Source organism: Kribbella sp. NPDC104218 (assembly GCF_055584105.1).
The window spans coordinates 939,609-957,945 of the sequence record NZ_JBVJMQ010000003.1; the positions used below are offsets into that span (position 1 = coordinate 939,609).

Consider the following 18,337-nt stretch of genomic DNA (forward strand, 5'->3'; position numbering starts at 1 on the left):
ACAGGGGAAAACAAACAAACTAGAGGGGGGGGGGGGAAGAGGAAACAAGACGCACCCCGCGCGCCCCCGGCTGTGTGTTGTGGGGGTGGGGGGGGGCAGAGGGGGCCCCCCCCCCCCCCCCCCGCCGCTGCCGGTTGCTTGTCCCGCCCCGCCGGTCGAGACACTGCTTCCCGGACACTCACGATGCCGCGATGCCCTGCTGCTTCAGGGCGTCGGCGAGCTTGCCGTCGAGCTTGGTCAGCTCGGCGGCGACGTCGAGACCGCAATCGGCGATCAGCGCGTTGACCGTGTCGGCGCTGGCCTGCCGTACCGGCGTCCAGTTCGGGATGCTGGGCGCGTAGCGGCTGTGATCGCGGTAGACCTCGGCGTAGACCTTCCAGCGCGGGTCCGAGCGGACCGTGCTGACGTCGACGGTTTTGTTCACCGGAAGCTGCACGTTGAAGGCCTTCTCGCCCTCCATGCCCAGCTTCTGCGCGTCCGGCGAGATGATCCAGGACGCCCAGGCGTTCTGCCCGGCCTCGTTCTTCGAGCCGGCCATCAGGTAGGCGCTGCCGCCCTCGGCCAGTACGGTCGCGTCCTTGACGCCCTTGGGCACCGGGACGACCTCGTACTTGTCCTTGCCCAGGCTCGAGTCGAACCGCGGCATCAGGTACGGGCCGACGACGTACATCCCGGCCCGGCCGGACTCGAACGTCTCGTTGGTGGGCGGCGTGTCCATCGTCGCCGCACCCGGCTGGACGACCTTCTCGGTGCAGGCCAGGTCGCGGAACCACTTGGTCGCGGCGACCGACTCCGGCGTCGACATGGCCGGCTTGTACTTGCCGTCGGCTTGCTTGGCGACGAAGTCGCCGCCCGCGCCCCACAGGAAGTTGGAGAAGTACCAGGAGGCGTACCCGCGCTTGGTCGAGCCGGGGACGGCCAGGCCGAACGTGTCGTTCTTGCCGTTGCCGTCGGGGTCCTTGGTGGTGAACGCCTTGGCCAGCGCGACGAACTGGGTCAGATCGGTCGGCGCGGGCAGACCGACCTTGGTCCGCCAGTCCTTGCGGATCATCAGCGCCGAGGCCTGCGCGGAGTACGGGACGCCGTACGCCTTGCCGTCGGTGAACTTGGCCGCGCCCAGCGCGGACTCCAGCAGCTGGTCACTGCCGGTGATCTTGGTCAGGTCGACCTCACGGACGATGCCCTGAGTGACCATCGCGCCCAGCTGGGACGAATCGTTCATGACGATGTCCGGCAGGTCCTTCTGGGCCGCGCGCTGGGACAGCTTGGTCTCGAAGTCGTCGAAGATCGCGGTGACCTCGATCTTGGTCCCGGTCGCCTTCTCGAAGGCCGCCGCGAGCTTCTTCATACCCTTCTCGCCGTCCCCGCCCGGCGTCGTCCGCGTCCACAGTTCGAGCGGCGCCCCGGCGTCCTGCTCGACCTTCGCCGGACCGTTCGCACCGCACGCGGCGACCGCGAGGGTCGCCCCGATCCCCACCGCGACCCACTTGATTTTGCTTGCCATCCCGCCCGCTCCTGTCCAACGAAGAACTGCTTTTGTACTTTTTGCAGCTCATTTCGTCGGAAGATAGCGCTTTCCAAGCCGGATGGTCAATGAGTCATCGGATCTCTGTCCGGTCTCAGCGGGTCGGTGTGGATCCCGGACTCCGGAAATTTCCCGGAACGACGCCGCCTTGCCGGACTGTGGTCGCGGTCACCTGACCGTCCGAAGTCCGGCCGCTGACCACCACCTGCTCCCCCGCCTTGAGGTCGCTCGCCGTCCCCTTGGCGGTGATGTCGTACGTTGTCTCGCCGGTCAGCTTCACGGTCACGTCACCGGACTGCGTCTTGACGACCAGCTGACTGTCGGTGGCCGACACGACCGTGCCGATCGTCGCCGCTCCAGGGCCTTGCCCCTGGCCCTGACCACGGAATCCGCCGGACCCGACGGGCCCGCGACCAGCCTGGGACTGCGTACTCTCCGTAGCGAAAGCGGCATGCAGACCCGCGCCGCCGGCCAGCCCGACCGCCAGGACAACGATGGCCGTCAGGACCGCCGTGGCGGCCGGGAGCGCGACCGTCTTCCGCGGTGCCGGCGCCACCTCGAACTCTTCGTTACTGCTCATGCGAACGTGCCTCTCATTCGTGCCGTAGGGCGTCGATGGGACGGAGTCCGGCGGCTCGGTGCGCCGGCATACTGCCGAAGAACAGCCCGACCGCCGCGGACACGCCGAGCGCGAGCCCGATCGACGACGGGACCAGGACGGGTTCGACCCCGGCCAGCTGGAACCGGGTGACGATCAGCGCCGCGCCGACCCCGGCCGCGCCGCCGAGCAGGCTGAGCAGCGTCGCCTCGATCAGGAACTGACCGAGGATCGTCCGCCGCCGGGCGCCGAGCGCCTTGCGGATGCCGATCTCGCGGGTCCGCTCGGTGACGGTGACGAGCATGATGTTGGTGACGCCGATGCCGCCGACGACCAGGCTGATCGCCGCGACGGTCGCCAGCAACGCGGTGAACGTCGCCGCGGTGTCCTGACTCGTCTGCAGGATCTGCGCCGAGTTGGTGATCCGGAACGGCGAGGTCTGCCCGGCCGGGACCTGGTGCCGGGCGGTCAGCAGCTCGGTCACCTCGGCCTGAGCGAGGTCGACCCGGTCCTTCCCGGCGGCCTGGACGACGATCTGACTCAGCGCGCCGTACCCGGCCTGCGTCGCCCGCAGCGTGCTGATCGGGACGATCGCCGTCGCGTTCGGGTCGTTGAAGCCGGTGCTGTCCTTGCTGGCGAGCACCCCACGGACCTCGAAGTCGACCGCGCCGAGTTTCACGGTCTGCCCGACCGCCGCCTGAGCGCGCCCGAACAGCTCGCTCGCGGTCGTCTGGCCGAGCACGATCACCCGGGCGGCGGCGTCCACGTCGTGCTGGGTGAACGACTGACCCGAGCCGACTGGCGTGTTGGTCGCCGGGAGGTACGCCGGAGTCGTCCCGATCACCTGGTTGATCGTGTAGCTGGTGTCGCCGTTGGTCGCCGTACCGGAGCTGGTCATCACAGGCGCGACCGAGGCGACGTCCGGGGCCAGGTGCCGGTCGCCGAGCGCGGCGGCGTCGGCGAGGGTGAGCGCGTACTGCTGTGCTGACGGGCCGGCCTGACCGCGGGCGAAGCCGCCGCCTCCGCCGCTGGTGGAGACCGTCAGCAGATTGGTGCCCATCGCCTCCAGCCGGCTCTCGACGGCCTTGCCGGAGCCGTTGCCGACCGCAACGAGGACGATGACCGCGCCGACCCCGATCGAGACGCCGAGGACGGTGAGCAGGGAGCGGAGCTTGTTCGCGGACAGGCCGCGCAGCGCGGCGCCGAGCAGATCGCGGGGCGTCATCGGGTGACCTCGTCCGTCACGATCCGGCCGTCCGCGACCCGGATCAACCGGCGGGCCCGGTCGGCGACCTCGGTCTCGTGGGTGATCACGACGATCGTCCGGCCCTCGGCGTTCAGCTGGTCGAACAGGCCGAGCACCTCGTCGGTCGACTGCGCATCGAGGTTGCCGGTCGGCTCGTCGGCGAGCAGGATCCGTGGGCCGGTTGCCAGGGCGCGGGCGATCGCGACGCGCTGCTGCTGACCGCCGGAGAGCTGGTTCGGCCGGTGATCGGTCCGGTCGGCGAGGCCGACCAGTTCGAGCGCGTGGGTCGCCCGGCGCCGCCGTTCCGCGCGGCGCAGCTGGGCGTAGGTGAGCGGAAGCTCGACATTCGCCAGCGCGCTGGTGCGCGGGATCAGGTTGAACGACTGGAAGATGAAGCCGATCTTGCGGCCACGGACGAGCGCCTGCTGGTCCTCGGACAGCCGGGCGACGTTGCTGCCGTCGAGCCAGTACTCACCGCGGCTCGGGACGTCGAGGCAGCCGAGGATGTTCATCAGCGTCGACTTGCCGGATCCGGACGAGCCCATCACCGCGACGTAGTCGCCGGCGTCCACTCGCAGCGACACTCCCCGCAGGGCGTGCACCGCGGTGTCTCCCGCGCCGTAGGTCTTGGTGACGTCCCGGATGTCGATCAGGGCGTCAGCGCTCACCGGTTGCCTCCGCCGGCGTTCCGCTGGATGACCGGGCCCTGACCGGCGCCGCCGCCGGGGAACTGGCCGCCGCCGCCAGGCAGTTGGCCGGTGCGGCCCTGGCCGGTCTGCCCCTGGCCGATCGCGCCCTGGAGGAGCTCGACCTGCTCGCCTTCCTCGAGGCCGGCGGTGATCTGGGTGTAGCTGCCGCCGCGGACGCCGATCTCGACGTCCCGGGTACCGGCGCCGTTGGCCAGCGTGACTGTGTTCGTCGTCCCGGTGGTGGCGATCGCCGTACTCGGGACGAACAGGACGTTCGCCGCCTTGGCGGTCTGGACGGTCACGTTCGCGGTCTGGCCGATCCGGGCGTTGGCCGGGAGCTTGGCGAGCGAGAACGTCGCGGCGTACGAGACGACGCCGTTCGTGGTCGTCGGGGCCGGGGAGACGGTCGCCAGGGTGGCGGTGAGGCTGGCGCCCGGGTCGGCGTTCAGGGTGACCGTGGCGGACTGACCGGCCTTGATCTTGATCGCGTCCGCCTCCGGGAAGGCGGCCGAGACCTGGAGCGCCTTCAGATCGGAGATGTCGACGAAGCCGGATCCGGCGGTCGTCGTACTCGCGGTCGCCGAGGTTGAACCTTGACCTGAGGTCGAGCCTGAACCGCTCGCTGAGCCTGAGCCGCTCGACCCGGTGGACCCGGTGGACCCGCCCGCGACCGAGCCGACGGTGCCGTTGATCGCGGTGATCGTCCCGGCGATCGGCGCCCGCAGGGTGGTCGCGGCGACGGCGTCCTTCGCGGCCTCGACGTCCTGGTCGGCCTGCTCCTGATCGGCCTTCGCCCGGGCCAGGGCCGCCTCGGCGGTGCTGACCGCCACCTCAGGGTTCTGAGTCTGACCTTGAGCCTGAGCTTGATCGTCGGTCGGCGTGGCGGAGGCCTCGTCGGCGGCTTCCTTCGCCTCCTCGGCGTCGTCCAGGGACTCCTCGGCGGCTGTCACGGAGTTGGCCGCGGCGATCCGGTTCTGCTCGGCGATCCGCTGCTGCCGCTCGGCGGCCGCCGGGTCGACCTTCGCGATCGCGGCGCCCTTGGCGACGACCTGGCCGACCTTCACGACGATCTGGGTCACCGTCCCGGCAGTCCCGAACTGCGGGGAGGCGGTCTGGGAGCTCTGCAGCGTGCCGCTCGAGCTCACGCTCGCGACGACGTCCCCGCGCTGGACGGCGACCGTCGGCCGGGCCGCACTCGCAGCGGGTTGGCCGCCGCGGAAGAACAGGAAGTAGGCCATGACGGCGATCGCGACGACGACCGCGGCCAGACCGACGTTGAGCAGACTGAGGCCACGGAGTTTGTGGCGGGGTAGCACCATGGGAGGGGACGCTAGGCACGCATGCTGAGGAAGTGATCGTGAATTCCTGGCAACGCGCTGTGAACTCCGGAGCGGTCCGGTGCGTCTCAGTATCGGCCGGTCGCGACACACCGTGATCTGTGAAGGCTCGATGACAGGGCGTCATGACGGTGTTGTCAGGTGCGTACATATGGCTCGGGCATGCCAAAATGGGAATGATCCGGGCCGGCCGACCGTTGGCACGGATGACGATCTCGGAGGTTTGACATGTCTAATCGCGTACTGCGTGGTTCGGGGCTGGGTGGGGTCAGCTTCGAGGATGACCGTGGCGTCGAGTTCGCCCCGCGCCAGATGATCACGTACGACTGCCCGCGCGGCCACGTGGTCGAGGTCACCATGGCGCACGACGCCGAGGTGCCCGCGATCTGGGAGTGCCCGCACTGCGGCAGCGAGGCGGCTCGCTCGACGGGTGAGAAGCCGGAGCCGAAGCAGGAGAAGCCGGCCCGTACGCACTGGGACATGCTGCGGGAGCGCCGGAGCATCTCCGAGCTGGAGGAGCTGCTGGCCGAGCGGGTCGAGCTGCTTCGCAAGGGTGAGATCGGCCCGGCGCACCTGCACCGGACCAAGCGCACTGCCTGAGTAACTCTCGAGGCCCGGACCGCAACGGCGCGGTCCGGGCTTTCGTTTACCGTCGTTTGCCTAAAGGCTTTAGGTATGCACATAATGAGTTATGGCTCGCGTTGGATTGACCCCGGAGCGGCTGACCCGTGCGGGGGCCGAGCTGGCCGACGAGATCGGCTTCGACAAGGTCAGCGCGTCCGCGCTCGCGCGGCGGTTCGGCGTCCAGGTGGCGAGTCTTTACTCACATGTGAAGAGCTCGCACGACCTGAACAGCCGGATCGCGGTGCTCGCGCTCGGTGAGATGGCTGATCGCGGTGCGGCCGCGGTCGCCGGGCGGGCCGGGAGAGATGCGCTGGTCGCGCTGGCCGGGGTCTACCGCGACTACGCCCGCGAGCATCCGGGGCGGTACGCCGCGGCGCAGTACCGGGTCGATGCCGGGTCCGAAGCGATCGAGGTCGGGCGGCGGCATTCCGAGCTCACCCGCGCGGTGCTGCGCGGGTACGAGCTGGGTGAGCCGGCGCAGACGGACGCGATCCGGCTGCTCGGGAGCGTGTTCCACGGCTACGTCAGCCTGGAGCTCGGCGGCTCGTTCGACCACAGCTCCCCCAGCGGCTCCGACAGCTGGCCGCGCGTCCTCGACGCTCTCGACGTCCTCCTCCGCAACTGGCCCGAAAGGTCATCGCAGTGATCAGCACTCCCGTCACCACAGCTCTCCTCCGCGGCGCGCTCGAACTCGAGCCGACCGACCGGGGCGTACTCCCCCACCGGTTGCCCGCGTGGGCTCGACAGCAGTACGTCGACCCGCAGCTGGAGATGGCCGAATCGCAGTCCTCCGGGGTGCGGCTCGCGTTTCGTACCGAGGCGACCGTGGTCGAGCTGGTGACGATTCCGACCAAGCGCAGTTACGTCGGTGCCCCGCCGCGGCCCGACGGCGTGTACGACGTCCTCGTCGACGGCAAGCTCTTCACCCAGGGCGCCGCGGCCGGCGGCGACGTCGTCTCGATGAACATGATGACCGGCGAGACGTCGCTGACCCGCGGCGAGCCGGTGACGGTCCGCTTCGACGGCCTGCCGGCCGGGGCCAAGACTGTCGAGATCTGGCTACCGCACGACGAGACCACCGAGGTCGTTGCCCTGCGCACCGATTCGCCGGTCGAGCCAGCGCCGTCCGGCGGCCCGGTCTGGGTGCACCACGGCAGCTCGATCAGCCACGGCTCGAACGCGACCCACCCGACCGGCACCTGGCCGGCCCAGGTCGCCGCTGCCAACGGCCTCCAGCTGGTCAACCTCGGCTACAGCGGCAGCGCCTACCTGCAGCCCTTCATCGCCCGCACCATCCGCGACACCCCCGCCGACCTGATCAGCCTCAAACTCGGCATCAACATCGTCAACAGCGACACCCTCCGGATGCGCTTGTTCACCCCCGCCGTCCACGGCTTCCTCGACACCATCCGCGAAGGTCACCCCACCACGCCCCTCCTCGTCATCTCCCCCCTCCTCTGCCCCATCCACGAAACCACTCCAGGCCCCACCACCCCCGACCTCACCGCCCTCGCCGAAGGCCGTCTCACCTTCACCGCCACCGGCGACCCCGCCGACGTCCCCGCCGGCAAACTCACCCTCCAAACCATCCGCACCGAGCTCGCCCGCATCGTCACCCAACGCGCCCCCACCGACCCCAACCTCCACTACCTGGACGGCCGAACCCTCTACGGCCCCGCCGACACCCCCACCCACCCCCTCCCCGACGCCCTCCACCCCGACCACCAAACCCACACCCTGATAGCCACCCGCTTCACCACCACAGCCTTCGCCCCAAAGGGCCCGTTCGCCTGAGTTAACGCTTGGGCGGTTCGGGGTCGACTACTTCGCCTTGGATGACGTCGCCGGAGGCGGGGCGGGTGGTGGTGGGGCCGGGGATGAAGCCGGGTGGGAAGGGGCCCAGGCCGGGGGTGTTGAGTTGGGTGGTTACGCGGCGGCCGAGGAAGGCGGTGAGGACTCGGCGGGCGAGGGGGCGGGTGAAGGGGAGGACGAAGAAGAAGCCGAAGATGTCGGTGACGAAGCCGGGGGTGAGGAGGAGGGTGCCGCCGATCAGGACGAGAGCGCCGTCGGCGAGCTCGCGGCCGGGCATCTTGCCGGATTCGAAACCGGACTGGAGGGCGCGCCAGGCGCGGCGGCCTTCGCGTTTGATCAGCCAGGCGCCGAGGGCGCTCTCGACCAGGAGCAGGGCGACGGTCGGCCAGCCGCCGATGACCTGGCCGATCTGGATGATCACGTAGATCTCCACGATCGGCACCAGCAGCAGTGCAAGCGCCACGAACCACGGCATGTCGGCTACCCCTTCCGGCTTTGGTCCAGGGTACGGAACCGGACCAAAGCTCAGGCCGGCACCTTCTGGCGGGCCGGCTTCGCGGCGGGCGGCGGGGACGGCGGGTTGTTCCGGCGGCGGCCGGCCAGCGCGACGATGATGCCCAGCAGGCCGATCCCGGTCAGGATCCACTGCGGCCAGGCCCCGAGCCGGATCGCGAGCGTCTTCTCGTCCCGGACCGGCACCTTCGTCACGTAGACGTCGCGGACGAACTCACCCGACTTGTGCTCGACCTTCCCGTCGGGCTGGATCACCCCGGAGATCCCGCTGGTCGAGGCGATCAGCACCGTCCGCCCGGTCTCGATCGCGCGCATCCGGGTGATCGCGAACTGCTGCTCGGGCTGCCCCGTCCCGCCGTACGTCGCGTTGTTCGTCTGGACGACGAGCACCTGCGCGCCGCCGTTCAGCACATCCGCGATCACGTTGTCGTACGCCAGCTCGAAGCAGATCACGTCGCCGTACGTGACGCCGCCGATCGGCATGATGCCGGGCACCTTGCCCGGCGCGGTCTGCCGGCCGACCATCTCCAGCCGCTTGATGTACGGCAGCAGCTGCTCGCGGAACGGGATGTACTCGCCGAACGGCACCGGGTGCCGCTTGGCGTAGACCTGCCCCGGCCCGGACTGCGGATCCCACACGACGCCGGTCGTCTGCCGCTCGTTCGGCCCCGGACCCTCGAGAACGGCCCCGACCAGGATCGGGACGCCGACCGCCTTCACCGCCTGCTCGATGTCCGCGCGCGTCTCGGCGTCCTTGAACGGGTCGATGTCGGTCGAGTTCTCCGGCCAGATCACGATGTCCGGCTTGTCCTCCGAGCCCGCGGCCACACTCTTCTGCAGCTCCAGCGTCGCGGTCAGATGGTTGCGCGTAACGGTCCGCGCCCGGCCCAGGAACTCCAGCCCCTTACCCGGCACGTTCCCCTGCACCATCGCGGCCGTCACGGTCTTGCCGTTCCCGTCGGTCGACAGGTTGACCAGCGCGCTCCCACCGACGATCACCGCCCCCGCCACCAGCGCCACCGCCCGCAGCCGGAAGCTGCTCTGCAGCCGGAACAACGCGAACACCAGGACGCCGAGCAGCGCGATCACGAAGCTCAGCCCCGGGATGCCGACGTACGCCGCCAGCTTGCCCAGTGGGGAGTCGGCGAAGGCCCAGGCCAGCCGCCCCCACGGGAACCCGCCGAAGGGCACGGACGCCGCCGCGAACTCGGTCGCGACCCACAGCGACGGGATCCACAGCAGCCACCACTTGTGCCGCAGCAGCCGGACCGCGAACGCCGCGAAGACCGCGTAGAACAACCCCTCGAGGATCGACAGCGCGATCGCCGCGTCCCCGCCGATGACGCTGAGCCACGGCACCAGCGTCGAGTAGTACGCGATGCCGAACCCGGCGCCGATCAGGAAGCCGCCCTTCGAGGACAGCCCCGCGCCGCTCAACGCGGCCAGGAACACCGGTACGGCGATGAACGCGAGCCAGGAATGCGCATGCGGCTCGAACGCGAAGCCGAGCGCCACACCCGCCGCCACCGCCACCGCAACCCGCGGCAGCAGGAGCCCCAGAGCCTTCAACCGGTTCACGCCGTCTCCCTCGTCCGCGACACCGGCACACTGTAGCTGGCGCGGTTGAGCGGCCGGAAAAGAGGAAAGAGGCTCGGCGCCCTTCGGACCAACCGACGGATCACTGGCTGCGAACCGACCGGCTGTTGTCTACTGGGCGCCGAACCTCTTCCACCTCTGCCCCGCGGGGGGCGTACCACCGGTGATCTCAGCCCCCGTCGACTCAAGCCTGGCACTGGCCTGGTCAGCGTCGCGGGATCATCCGATGGGGTTTGACGACTCCCAAAACGATGCTCGCTGCCGGCGACGGTGTCAACCTCTCCGTCTCCTCCTTGAAGCCGCTGTAACACAACGCCTTGGACTCGTTACCGAGGGCAAGCAATTGTTAACCGACCGGGACGACGACGGTGCCCTTTGCGCGAGTGATCACAAGCGGCTCGGCCAGGACGTCGGCCGCCGACTCCGAGCGCTCCGGCCGGCCGCGGCAGACGACGTACGCGCTGAACTCCAGCTCCCGGCTGCGATTCCCGACCCGGACGATCGTTGCCTTCACCTCCACAACGTCACCGGCCCGTAACGGCTCCAGGAACTGGACGTCGGAGTACGACGCGAACAGCCCTTCGTCGCCGTCGGCCTGGATACACACCTCGGTGGCGACATCACCGAACAGCGCGAGCACGTACGCGCCGTCGACCAGGTTCCCCGCATAGTGCGCGTGGCTGTACGGAACGTAACGCCGATGCGTGACGGTCAGCCCAATAGTTGCCTTTGACACCTTCATGCGCTCCTTCGAACCGGTTGCCGCCGGGTCACCAACGCGTTCACCAGATAGCTGGCCACCTCACCCGGCGTCGTGCCGCGCCCGAACACCCGGTCGACGCCGAGCTCACCGGCCATCTGCTCGGTGAATCGGGGGCCTCCGGCAACCAACACCGGCCGGTGGTCCTCGGCGTACGCCTCCCGGAAGGCCGCCGACATCTCCTTGGTGTTCAGGACGTGCGCCTCGCGCTGGGTGACCACCTGCGACACCAGGATCGCGTCCGCCTTCTCGGCCTTGGCCCGCCGGACCAGCTCCGGTACGGCGACCTGGGCGCCGAGGTTGACCACCTTGAGCTCCCGGTAGTACTCCAGGCCCTTCTCCCCCGCGAACCCCTTGATGTTCATGATCGCGTCGATCCCGACGGTGTGCGCGTCGGTCCCGATACACGCGCCGACCACGGTCAGGCGGCGGCGCAGGTGTTTGCGGATCGCGAGGTTGGCCTCCTTCGGCGAGAGCAGCGGGTAGTCGCGCTCGATCACCTCGACCTTGGACGTGTCGACCAGGTGGTTGACCGGCCCGTAGACGACGAAGAACGTGAAGTCCGGACCCATCGGCTTGGCGTGGACGACGAGCGCCGGGTCCATCCCCATCTTGTTGGCCAGCTGGACGGCCGCGCCCTCGGCGCGTTTGTCGTGCGGGATCGGCAGCGTGAACGACATCTGGACCATGCCGTCCCCGGTGGTGTCGCCGTACGGCCGGATGATGCTCATCGGTCCTCCTCCAACAACTCGATCGCCGGGTTGTAGTACTCGGCGGACTTGCGGGCGACGCCGTCCAGGCCGCGGCCGGCGTCCTGCGGCCGCTTCATCAGTCCGAAGGTGCCGTCGCCGATGGCGTTCAGCAGGCCGTCGTCCACGATCTCCTCCAGCAGCTCGACGGACTCGCCGAGCACCTGCCGGGCGCGCTGCGCGATGAACCCGTTCGGCTCCGGCCGGAAGTCCTCGTGAAGGTTGCCGGCGGCACCTAGTACGTAGCGGACGTTCTGCAGGGCCAGGTCGCGGTCGGAGATCCACGGCGTCACCACCGCCTCGGTCATCATCCCGACCAGCAGGATGCCCTGGCCGGTCATCGCGCCGACCAGGTTGAAGAAGCCGTCCAGCAGGTAGCCGCGGAACACGTCGCCGGTCATGTGCCGGGTCGGCGGCATCCACTTCAGCGGTGCGGCCGGGAACAGCTGCCGGGCCAGCATCGCGTGCGCCAGCTCGAGGCGGAACGAGTCCGGCAGGTCGGGGTTGATCTCGAAGGCGTGGCCGAGGCCGAGCTGCCAGTCCTCGAGGCCGGCCTCCTTGGCGAAGTACTCGTTCAGCAGCTGCGAGACCGTGACCGTGTGCGCGGCCTCGACGGCGTCCGCGGTGGTCAGGTAGTTGTCCTCGCCGGTGTTGATGATGATCCCGGCGCGGGCATGGATCTGCCGGCTGAACCGCTGGTCGACGAAGGTGCGGATCGGGTTGATGTCGCGGAACAGGATCCCGTACATCGAGTCGTTCAGCATCATGTCCAGCCGCTCCAGGCCGGCCAACGTCGCGATCTCCGGCATGCACAGCCCGGAGGCGTAGTTGGTCAGCCGGACGTACCGGCCGAGCTCCCGCGACGACTCGTCGAGCGCGGCGCGCATCAGCCGGAAGTTCTCCTGGGTCGCGTACGTCCCGGCAAAGCCCTCGCGGGTCGCGCCCTCGGGGACGTAGTCGAGCAGCGACTGCCCGGTGGAGCGGATCACCGCGATGATGTCGGCGCCTTCCCGCGCGGCCGCCTGGGCCTGCGGGATGTCCTCGTAGATGTCGCCGGTCGCGACGATCAGGTAGATCCACGGTCGCTGCTCGGGGTCGCCGTGCCGCTTGATCAGCCGCTCACGCTCGCGGCGGCGTCCGTCGATCCGCTTGATCCCGGCGGCCGCAGCCTTGCGCGCCGCCGTCCTGGCGCGCTGCGCGTCGCGGCCCTCTGGCAGCCGGAAGGTGACCGAGCCGGACGCCGCCTTCTGCGCGAGCACGCTCAGGTCCTCGGCCTCGCCGCGGAGCAGCGCGTCCCAGACCGGCAGCGCGAAGCCGTGCTCCAGGCCGACATCGGCCCGGACGGTGTCGGCGAGCCGGTTCACCCACGGGATGCCCTCGGAGTCGGCTCCGGCGAGCCCGGCCAGCCGCAGGACGGCGCGCTCGACCGAGACCGTCGTGTGCTGCCGGGCCAGGTTGACGATCGGCCGCCCGGCTTTGCGGGCCAGCGTCCGCGCCTTGCGGACGGTGACCGGATCGAGGTCGAGCTTCTTCATTGCGACCATCCCTCGGATTCGTAGACCGTCCGGCCGCCGACGACGGTCCGCAGGCAGGTCGGGGTTCCTTCACTCAGATCCGGCAGCACCGGTACGCCGGCCCGCGGGTCCGTCGACCAGGCGGCGACCCGGGAGTCCGGCGTCTGGACGACGAGCTCGGCGTCGGTCGACCAGATCGCGTACGTCGCCGGTGTGCTCGGGGCGAGCACCCCGGCATCGTCGATCCCGGCCGCCCGCCAGCCGCCGCGCGTGTGCGCCGCGAACGCGGCCCGGACGGTGATCCGCTCGTCCGGGTTGTGGTGGAAGGCGGCCGCGCGGACGGCGTCCCACGGGCCGAGCTCGGTGACCGGCGAGTCCGAACCGAAGGCGAGGACGACGCCCGCCCGGGCCAGCGACGCGAACGGGTTCATCTCCCGCCAGCGATCGCCCACGCGCTCGGCGTACATGTCGCTCGGCCCGCCCCAGAGCCCGTCGAACATCGGCTGGACGCTGGCGACGACGCCGCAGCGCGCGAGCGTGGCGATCACCTCGGGCGCCGGCATCTCCACGTGCTCCAGCCGGTGCCTGGCCGCCAGCAGCGCCGGTACGCCGACCTTCTCCGCGGCCAGCTCGAACCCGCGGCCGATGTTGTCGAGCGCCTGGTCACCGATGCAGTGGAACCCGGCCTGGATCTCACGCTCGGTGCACGCGATCACATGCTCGGCGATCTGCTCGGCGGTCAGGTACGCGTGCCCGCGGTGGTCCGCGCGGTCGGCGTACGCCTCGCGCAGGGCCGCCGTCCGGGAGCCGAGCGCGCCGTCGGCGTTCAGGTCACCCGCCAACCCGGCGACGCCGTACTCGTCCAGCACCTCGAAGACGCCCGGCTCACCCCAGTACAAGGTGCTGTGCAGCCCGATCTCATCAGCCGCCTGCCGCACGAGCGGCAGCTCCCACCGAGGCCCGATATGCGGCGCCGCCATCTCGTGGAAGGCGCCGATCCCCTTGGCGGCCATAGCCCGCACGGCCGTTCGCGCATGCTGAAGCGCGCGCTCGCGCACAGCAGCGGGGGTGTGCGCGCCGGCGTCTTCGACAGCACCGCCCACCGCGTCCGCCGCCAGCGCATCGCGCACCGCGTGGTTTGCGGCTCGCTCCACTCGCCCGGTCTCGTCGTACCCCTCCCGGGCCGTCAGGCCCGGTACCGCCGCGACCAACGCAGACGACACCACACCCGAGTGTCCGTCGACTCGCGACAGGTAGACCGGCCGACCCCCAGCCGCCCGGTCCAGCTCTTCCCGCGTCGGCGGCCGCCCCTCGGGCCAGCGGGTCTCGTCCCAGTTCGATCCCTCGATGACTGCATCCGCAGGCAGTCCGGCCGCGTAGGCGTTCAGCTTGTCGAGGGCTTCGGTCAGGGACTTCGTCCCGGTGAGGTCGAGGCCGTTGAGGAGCGCGCCGATGCCGACCGTGTGCACGTGGGCGTCGACGAAGGCCGGGGTGACCAGCTTGCCGCCGAGGTCGATCACCTCGTCCGCGCCGTCGGCGTACGCGCCGACGCCGGTGTCGTCACCGAGCCAGGTCACCACCCCGTCGTCGAAGGCGATCGCGGTCGCATGCGGGTCGGCGGGTGAGTAGACGGAACCGTTCGTCAGAAGTGTGCGCACGGACTAATCCTCCGCCAGCCTGCTCTCGAACAGTCCGCGGACACCCTGCTGGTTCCGCAACAGCTGCAGCGCGTACTCCGCGTGACCGGGCACGTACCCGTTCCCGACCAGCATGGTGACGTCGGCGGCAAGCCCTTCGGCGCCGAGCGCGGCCGCCGAGAAGGACGTCGCCATCGAGAAGAAGATGACCGTCCCGCCGGGCGCGGTCGCAAGGACGGCGCCGTGCTCACAGCCCGGGACGTCGACGCAGACCACCGTGATGTCGGCAGGCTCCCCGACCGCCGCGGCGAGCGCGACCGGATCGCGAGCGTCGGCCAGCGCCACCACGTCAGCGAGCCCGGCCGCGGTCAGTGCGGTCGCCTCGTGCTGGACGGGGACGATGCCGATCGTCTTCGCGGCGCCCGCGGCGCGCGCGGCGGCCAGGGAGAGCGATCCCGATTTACCTGCGCCGCCAATTACTGACACGACAGGTTCTATGCCTTTGTCGACATACGAGCGGACGACGCGCGCGGTCAGCGCGGGGGCGCCGCAGACGTCCATGACGGCCAGCGACAGCTCGGGCCGCAGGTCGTCAGGCAGCTTCGCGACGATCGACCGGGCGAACAGGATCGCGTGCCCCTCGGCCGGGGCCTGCTCCCCCAGGCCGTCCCAGCTCTTCAGCTCGTCGGTCAGCTGCAGCGGCGTGAGCGTCAGCGAGACGAGCGTCGCGACCCGGTCGCCCTTCTGCAGGCCGAGCGGCGACTCCGGGCCCACCTCGTCGACGACGCCGACCAGCATCCCGCCGGAACCGGTGACCGGGTTCTGCATCTTGCCGCGCGCCGCGACGATGTCGAGCACCGCGCGGCGGACCGCCGTCCCGTCGCCGTCGTGCGCCTCGGCCAGCTGCCGGTACGACGCGGCGTCCAGGTTCAGCCGCTCGACGGTGATCCGGACCTCGTCCGGCCAGATCTCGGCGCGGGCGTCGAGGCGCTCCGCGGCCTGGGGCAACACGCCGGACGGCGTGATCACCCGGTGTAGTCCCACTGGACTGGACGTCATGGGGCTCTCCTGTTCGTGCGATCAGGCAAAATACTACTCAAAGCGGAGTGTGACGAGAATTCTTGCGGCGTACTGTTGCCTTGAGGGGAAGTTCTATCGCTATCCTCACATGAGACCGCATCACCTTGAAGCCCTTCCAAGCCCCGGAGGACCTCGTGACTGACCTGATCAGCCCCGAACTGGCCGTACCGGAGCCGAGCGACCTCGCCGGCCAGCCGTACGCGTACCAGCGAACCGAGCTCGTCGAGCCCGACTGGACCCGGCTGCCCGGGTGGAAGGACGTCACGGCCGAGGAGTGGCGGTCGGTCCAGTGGCAGCGCTCGCACTGCGTGAAGAACGTCAAGCAGCTGCGCGACGTGATGGGCGACCTGCTCGAGGAGCGCGTCTACGAGGACCTCACCCGGGACCAGGCCGAGCGCGCGACGATGTCGATGCTGATCCCGCCGCAGATGCTGAACACGATCGTCCCGAACGGCGCCGCCGACTACACCGAGGCGTTCTACGCCGACCCGGTCCGCCGCTACATGCTGCCGGTCTTCACCGACCGCCGGACGGACTGGCCGTCGCACCCGCACGCGACGCGCGACTCACTGCACGAGCACGAGATGTGGGCTACGGAGGGGTTGACCCACCGCTACCCGACGAAGGTCCTGGCCGAGGTGCTGCCGACCTGCCCGCAGTACTGCGGGCACTGCACCCGGATGGACCTCGTCGGGAACTCGACTCCGGTGATCGACAAGCTGAAGTTCGTCGCGAAACCGCAGACCCGGATCGACGACATGCTCGACTACCTGCGCCGCTCCCCCGGCGTCCGGGACGTCGTGGTCTCCGGCGGCGACGTCGCGAACATGCCCTGGCCGCGGCTCGAGGCGTTCCTGACCAGCCTGCTCGAGATCGAGAACATCCGCGACATCCGGCTGGCCACCAAGGCGCTGATGGGGATGCCGCAGCACTGGCTGTCGGACGACGTCCGCGCCGGTGTCGAGCGAGTCGCGACGGTCGCCCGGCAGCGCGGCGTGATGATCGCGATGCACACCCACGTGAACGCCGCCCAGTCGGTGACGCCGCTGGTGGCCGAGGCGACCAAGGCGATGTTCGAGGCCGGGCTGCGCGACGTCCGCAACCAGGGCGTGCTGATGCGCGGCGTGAACGACTCGATCCCGCAGCTGCTCGACCTGTGCTTCGCGCTGCTCGACGGCGCCACGATCACGCCGTACTACTTCTACATGTGCGACATGATCCCGTTCTCGGAGCACTGGCGGGTCTCGGTCAAGGACGCGCAGCACCTGCAGCACGGCATCCTCGGCTACCTGCCCGGTTTCGCGACTCCGCGGATCGTCTGCGACGTCCCGTACGTCGGTAAGCGGTGGGTGCACCAGCTGTCGGAGTACGACGAGGTCCGCGGCATCTCGTACTGGAAGAAGAACTACCGGACCGGGATCGAGCAGCAGGACCCGGAGGCGCTGAACCGCACCTACGAGTACTACGACCCGATCGACACGCTTCCGGCCGAGGGCCAGCAGTGGTGGACCGAGCACGCCGGCACCTCGCTGGCCGAGGCGGAGGCCCGGGCCGCGGCCTCCCGTGAGGCGGCCGAAGCCCAGAAACTCCTGCCGTTGATCTAGTGCGTGATGGAGACCTCGGTCCCGGATGCTGCCGACTCGTAGATCGCGGTCAGCATCCGGGCCATCTCCAGACCGTGCTCGGCCGGCGCGTCCGCTTCGACCTCGCGGCGGACGATCCGCAGGAAGTGGTCGATCTGGTTGGCGAACCCGACCGCGAAGTCGAAGCCGAGCGAGTCGATCTGCGGCTCGATGTGCAGCAGCGTGTCGTGCCGTTCGGTGACCATGTGCAGGGCTGGCTCGATCTGGACGCCGCCCCGGTCGCCGAACAGCTCGACGCGGGTCTCGTTGCGGGTGTGCAGTGAGTACGACGTGTCGACGTTCAGCACGGCCCCGGACTCGAAGCGGATCTGCGCGGTCGCGTAGTCCTCGACGTTGTTGACGCGGGTCGCCGAGGCGGCCCGGTACCGGGTCAGGTGCTGGATGTTGTCGCGGGCGCCCAGCGGCGCGAAGGCCGCGCCGGAGACGTTCACCGCGGTCGGCCGGCCCATCAGGTACCAGCACAGGTCGATGATGTGCACGCCGAGATCGATCAGCGGGCCGCCGCCGGAGATCTCCTTGTCGCCGAACCAGCCGCCGGGGTTGCCGGCCGCGCGCAGGATCGTGGCCCGGGCCGCGTAGATGTTCCCGAATTCGCCCTCGTCGAGGAACCGCTTCGCGACCAGCGCGTTCGGCGCGTACCGCCGGACGTAACCGATCTGCAGCGCCCGGCCGGTCTCCTTGGCGGCGGCGACCAGCGCTTCGGCCTCGGCGACCGAGACGCTCATCGGCTTCTCGACCAGCACGTCCTTACCGGCCCGCAGCGCGGCCTCGGCGATCGAGGCGTGCAGGTTGTTCGGCACGCAGATGCTGACCGCGTCGATCCCCGGATCCGCCAGGATCTCCTGGACGTCGCCGCTGGCCCGCGGGACGCCGAACCGCGCCGCGCCCTCCTTGGCCCGGACCAGGTCGACGTCGCAGACGGCGACCAGATCGGCCAGCGGGTTCTTCTGATAGGCCTTCACATGCTCCTGGGCGATCGAGCCCAGGCCGATGACGGCGACTCTGGTGGTCATG

Annotated in this window: 17 protein-coding genes; 4 read left to right on the forward strand and 13 right to left on the reverse strand. The window is 69.9% G+C overall.

Annotated elements, in window-relative coordinates; translation table 11 throughout:
* Positions 1–178: 178 nt before the first annotated feature.
* From ACZ6ZD_RS29150 to ACZ6ZD_RS29170, 5 genes are all read right to left on the reverse strand, one after another.
* Positions 179–1,504 (reverse strand): sugar ABC transporter substrate-binding protein, encoded by a 1,326-nt coding sequence (locus ACZ6ZD_RS29150; RefSeq protein WP_465677117.1) that lies wholly within the window; start codon positions 1,502–1,504, stop codon positions 179–181.
* Between the two features lie 115 nt (positions 1,505–1,619).
* Positions 1,620–2,105, reverse strand: a complete 486-nt coding sequence (locus ACZ6ZD_RS29155; RefSeq protein WP_465677118.1) for a hypothetical protein — start codon at positions 2,103–2,105, stop codon at positions 1,620–1,622.
* Between the two features lie 13 nt (positions 2,106–2,118).
* Complete coding sequence (locus ACZ6ZD_RS29160) at positions 2,119–3,348, reverse strand: ABC transporter permease (RefSeq protein ID WP_465677119.1); 1,230 nt, start codon at positions 3,346–3,348, stop codon at positions 2,119–2,121.
* Positions 3,345–4,037, reverse strand: coding sequence for an ABC transporter ATP-binding protein (locus tag ACZ6ZD_RS29165; protein ID WP_465677120.1), 693 nt, complete (start codon positions 4,035–4,037; stop codon positions 3,345–3,347). The genes ACZ6ZD_RS29160 and ACZ6ZD_RS29165 overlap by 4 nt, the downstream gene beginning before the upstream one ends.
* Positions 4,034–5,377: an efflux RND transporter periplasmic adaptor subunit gene (locus ACZ6ZD_RS29170; protein WP_465677121.1), complete on the reverse strand. Its 1,344-nt coding sequence runs from the start codon at positions 5,375–5,377 to the stop codon at positions 4,034–4,036. The genes ACZ6ZD_RS29165 and ACZ6ZD_RS29170 overlap by 4 nt, the downstream gene beginning before the upstream one ends.
* 246 nt (positions 5,378–5,623) lie before the next feature.
* Between ACZ6ZD_RS29170 and ACZ6ZD_RS29175 the strand changes: the two genes are divergently transcribed.
* From ACZ6ZD_RS29175 to ACZ6ZD_RS29185, 3 genes are all read left to right on the forward strand, one after another.
* Entirely contained in the window at positions 5,624–5,995 is a 372-nt protein-coding gene (locus ACZ6ZD_RS29175; RefSeq protein WP_131296220.1) for an RNA polymerase-binding protein RbpA, read from the forward strand.
* Between the two features lie 91 nt (positions 5,996–6,086).
* Positions 6,087–6,665 carry a TetR/AcrR family transcriptional regulator gene (locus ACZ6ZD_RS29180; protein WP_465677122.1) on the forward strand — a complete coding sequence of 193 codons (579 nt, stop codon included), beginning with the start codon at positions 6,087–6,089 and terminating at the stop codon, positions 6,663–6,665.
* Entirely contained in the window at positions 6,662–7,813 is a 1,152-nt protein-coding gene (locus tag ACZ6ZD_RS29185; protein WP_465677123.1) for a GDSL-type esterase/lipase family protein, read from the forward strand. The genes ACZ6ZD_RS29180 and ACZ6ZD_RS29185 overlap by 4 nt, the downstream gene beginning before the upstream one ends.
* A 1-nt stretch (position 7,814) precedes the next feature.
* Here ACZ6ZD_RS29185 and ACZ6ZD_RS29190 read toward each other — a convergent pair whose 3' ends face one another.
* The 7 genes from ACZ6ZD_RS29190 to kdd form a co-directional block, all read right to left on the reverse strand.
* The gene (locus ACZ6ZD_RS29190) at positions 7,815–8,306 is read right to left on the reverse strand and encodes an FxsA family protein (protein ID WP_465677124.1); all 492 of its coding nucleotides are present in this window, start codon (positions 8,304–8,306) and stop codon (positions 7,815–7,817) included.
* A gap of 50 nt (positions 8,307–8,356) precedes the next feature.
* On the reverse strand, positions 8,357–9,922 hold the full coding sequence (gene lnt / locus ACZ6ZD_RS29195; protein WP_465677125.1) for an apolipoprotein N-acyltransferase: 1,566 nt from the start codon (positions 9,920–9,922) through the stop codon (positions 8,357–8,359).
* A 364-nt stretch (positions 9,923–10,286) separates the two neighbouring features.
* A complete protein-coding gene (kal, locus tag ACZ6ZD_RS29200) occupies positions 10,287–10,682 on the reverse strand; it encodes a 3-aminobutyryl-CoA ammonia lyase (protein ID WP_465677126.1) in 396 nt (131 codons plus the stop codon).
* Positions 10,679–11,431 carry a lysine 5,6-aminomutase subunit beta gene (kamE, locus tag ACZ6ZD_RS29205; RefSeq protein ID WP_465677127.1) on the reverse strand — a complete coding sequence of 251 codons (753 nt, stop codon included), beginning with the start codon at positions 11,429–11,431 and terminating at the stop codon, positions 10,679–10,681. The genes kal and kamE overlap by 4 nt, the downstream gene beginning before the upstream one ends.
* A complete protein-coding gene (gene kamD, locus ACZ6ZD_RS29210; RefSeq protein ID WP_465677128.1) occupies positions 11,428–12,984 on the reverse strand; it encodes a lysine 5,6-aminomutase subunit alpha in 1,557 nt (518 codons plus the stop codon). The genes kamE and kamD overlap by 4 nt, the downstream gene beginning before the upstream one ends.
* Positions 12,981–14,621, reverse strand: a complete 1,641-nt coding sequence (locus ACZ6ZD_RS29215; protein WP_465677129.1) for an amidohydrolase — start codon at positions 14,619–14,621, stop codon at positions 12,981–12,983. The genes kamD and ACZ6ZD_RS29215 overlap by 4 nt, the downstream gene beginning before the upstream one ends.
* Positions 14,622–14,624: 3 nt before the next feature.
* Positions 14,625–15,659, reverse strand: coding sequence for an L-erythro-3,5-diaminohexanoate dehydrogenase (kdd, locus tag ACZ6ZD_RS29220; RefSeq protein WP_465677130.1), 1,035 nt, complete (start codon positions 15,657–15,659; stop codon positions 14,625–14,627).
* A 155-nt stretch (positions 15,660–15,814) separates the two neighbouring features.
* Here kdd and ACZ6ZD_RS29225 point away from each other — a divergent pair, with 155 nt between their 5' ends.
* Positions 15,815–17,284: a KamA family radical SAM protein gene (locus tag ACZ6ZD_RS29225; RefSeq protein WP_465677131.1), complete on the forward strand. Its 1,470-nt coding sequence runs from the start codon at positions 15,815–15,817 to the stop codon at positions 17,282–17,284.
* On the opposite strand, the gene ACZ6ZD_RS29230 is transcribed toward ACZ6ZD_RS29225, so the two are convergent.
* Positions 17,281–18,336 carry a Gfo/Idh/MocA family protein gene (locus ACZ6ZD_RS29230; protein WP_465677132.1) on the reverse strand — a complete coding sequence of 352 codons (1,056 nt, stop codon included), beginning with the start codon at positions 18,334–18,336 and terminating at the stop codon, positions 17,281–17,283. The genes ACZ6ZD_RS29225 and ACZ6ZD_RS29230 overlap by 4 nt on opposite strands.
* Position 18,337: the final 1 nt, after the last annotated feature.